1 protein-coding gene and 1 pseudogene are annotated in these 3,178 nt (G+C 38.9%); both read right to left on the reverse strand.

Features of this window, described 5'->3' with window-relative positions:
• Positions 1-410: 410 nt before the first annotated feature.
• Positions 411-1,697 (reverse strand): IS110 family RNA-guided transposase, encoded by a 1,287-nt coding sequence (locus tag AC1DLM_RS35040; RefSeq protein ID WP_441992667.1) that lies wholly within the window; start codon positions 1,695-1,697, stop codon positions 411-413.
• Positions 1,698-2,731: 1,034 nt separating this feature from the next.
• Positions 2,732-3,178, reverse strand: a pseudogene (locus tag AC1DLM_RS35045) (hypothetical protein); the annotation flags it as partial.

The following is a 3,178-nucleotide window of genomic DNA, read 5'->3' on the forward strand; positions in this document are numbered from 1 at the left end:
CTCCCTCTATGAGGAATAGATTTTCTTTTAAATACTCTCTAAATCTTAGGATTTCGATGCTTTGCTAAAGGTTAGGGACAACGTGCCTATGGGATAATATTGAGTTAGATGAAAAAACTGGGTGTGGAAATATAAATGAATGCCTCCACTTAGCCACTTGCCAAAAAAAAGTGGTTATTTAGGAATAATATGGTTGCACCTATGGATCTCCACATGTCTCATGGAGGTCAACCCTCCCATGTCTCACAGAGTCTACGCTCCCACATTCCTTCATTCAACCTGTCCATGAGGTGGAGGTCGGATATGCTGCCCGACAGGATCTACGTCCGTATGTTAGTGTTATTCCGACTCATCCGTGCTTCGTTGTCTAATCTGTACTCTTTGCTTTGCTTTCCTAATAGAGATATATGTTATGCTGCTAATTCTAAATTGGAAAATCGAGGGATATCCTGAAGCATCTTCAATTCACTGAATACATGCCCTTTTTTCATGATTCCAAATAAGATCCGAATCAATTTGCTACAGAGTGCAATCAAGGATTGCATTTTCTTCAAAGGATTGTCTGGTCGTTTTGTGTAGTACTCATGAAGTGCTTTAAAAGCTTGATTTTTCGCAACTAGAGGCATAATGACTCGAAATAACAGGGCTCGAAGCTTCCTTCTTCCCCGTTTAGTTATCTTGGCTTGCCCTTTGTGCTTTCCGGATGTGTTCTCTTGTAAATTAAGTCCTGCGAGCTTTACGATTTGTTTAGGGTGATGGTAATTTGCAATGTCCCCAACCTCAGCAAGGAAGCCAGCAACTGTATCTCTACCAATGCCTTTGATGGCTAAAAGGTGATCTACACCTGGAATTCGACTAAGTAATTCATCGACTTTTAGATTAAGTTCATCAAACTTATCTTGTATGAGCTGATGCTGTTTGAGAAGCAATTGCAGCTCCATCTTAGCTAAATCCACACCATGCTTAATACCTACAGAACGGCTAGCAGCGGATTTTAACGCCTGTATTCGTCCAATACCAGCTCCACGTTTTGCTACTTGTCTAAGATGCTCCAGCAAGAACTCATCTGATATCGAAACGAGCTCTTGCGGCAACATGCTCAGACTTAGCATTTGAATCGCTGATTTACATTCCCAATCCTTAAACACTGTGAGGAATTCGGGGAAGTAACGGTCTAACCAATTATGGACACGCCCTTGTATGACACGCAGGTCAGTAGACAGGTGATCGCGAATTTTCATGGCCTCACGTAATTCTGCATAGATACCTTGAGGAATATTCGGTATAGCGTATCTGCCGTCTTTAACGAGCTGAGCGATGACCTTAGCATCCTTAACGTCATTTTTGGTTGGTGAGTTGTCATCCAACTCTTTACTTTTCTTCACATGCAGCGGATTCACAACACCGCAAGAGATATGATGTTCCTTCAAATAATGAACAAGATTCAGCCAGTAATGACCGGTCGGTTCCATGCCTACTAGAACATCTTTAAATTCGTGTTCTAACATGATCTTCCTAAACCAATTTACAAAGTTCTCGAAGCCTTCTAAGCTGTTCTCAACCGCTATTGGCTTACCAAACTCGACTCCGCGAAAGTCTTGCGCTCTAGCCACATGTTTGAACTTGGCGATGTCTACACCAATAATTAATGTAGCTGAAGTGATTTGAGTTATTTTCTGATTTTGGGTAGAATTCATATTGTAGTCTCCTTGATATGTTATTTGGATCTGTCGCTGGCCAGCAACTGGGATCCTTTTAACATCATACCAAGGAGTCTTTTTATTTTTCAAACCTCGTATTTCTACAAAATAGGAATGCTGTCCGTTTACTTTAACAAGGCTGCCGATTAAGTTCTGGCAGGCTTGTATTATTATACAAACGTTCCCACGTTAGTTTAAGCAAGCATCGTCAATCTAAAACTTTATTTTCCGATAACCATATTACCCTTATTGATTCAAAACATTAGGAAAAGGGTAAACATACGATAAGTGGGAAGTGGTATTGAAAAACAGCGAAAACCGGAATTCAATTTTAGTTTCCGAAAGGTTGTTGATTCACCATGAAAACACAAAGAAGGATAAAAAGATCGAGATTTCTGCTTCGATACTTTTTGAGTAAGACTTAGCATTAGAAGTGCATTTTTGAAATAAACCGCTTCCCACTATAAAAGGACTCTGCGATATAATTCGCGGGGTCCTCGCTTTTATGACAGCCTCATCATGATGCTTGTTAAGCAATAGTTCTCTCGTTAGGTTAATGATCTTTACGTGTAGTAATATGCAAAAACCACCTTAAAAGTGGTTTTGCTCCATTAAAGATGATTGTCCTTATTATATTTTAGATCTTTAAGCAACGCTTCAATGTTTTGAAGACTTCGAGTACTCTTTCGGGAGTTAAACACAAGAAATATAATTGAAACGACCAACAACAACCATATAACAACAGATAATACCGGCATAACTAAAGCCCATATTGGAACTTGCATACCTTTATTTCACCACCTTTTTATTAACAAACTCCTTTTCCAATTCTATACATCTTTAAAAAAATGTTCAATAATAAGAAAAAATGAATAACCTATCTCTTCTTAACACTACTGCCCGTTCACTTCAGAAAAGGTAACCAATCCACCTGGGCTGGTTGCCTTATAAATGTTGTTATTGAACTCTCGTTAGTTCAGCAACCGGAAAAGGAGCAGCCCCGAAGCAGCTCCTTAACTATAGTTTTCTCGTTAGCGTAAGGGACGTTTATTATAGAACCTCAATTTAACTCTCCATATTATTAAGATTACTATTGAGAAAACAAAAGCAATTATCAGTAATGATTTATTTTTCCACGCGGGTTCTGTTAATTGGTTGAGAGCGTGAATATCTTTGCTTGCCTCAGTAATCAGTTTATTGCCGTTACAAATACTGGTGGATTCTTTTCCTTTAAGATTTTCTGTATAAATTAGATACTTATTTCCTACTTCAAATTCTGTCCCACACATACCATAGAACCCACTAAACACATATCCATCTGTGAGATTGCCTTTCCAAATCTTATCCGCACTAAAAATGTTCCCGCCATCTTTATCTTTGCTTATTAACGTACCTGTGAATACGACACTAGATAGTTCAAATCTTTTTTCGATGCCTGGATTGCCGCAACTACATGCATACGCCGTATTAGGGCGTAG

It is taken from the genome of Paenibacillus sp. 01T442 (genome assembly GCF_056398345.1).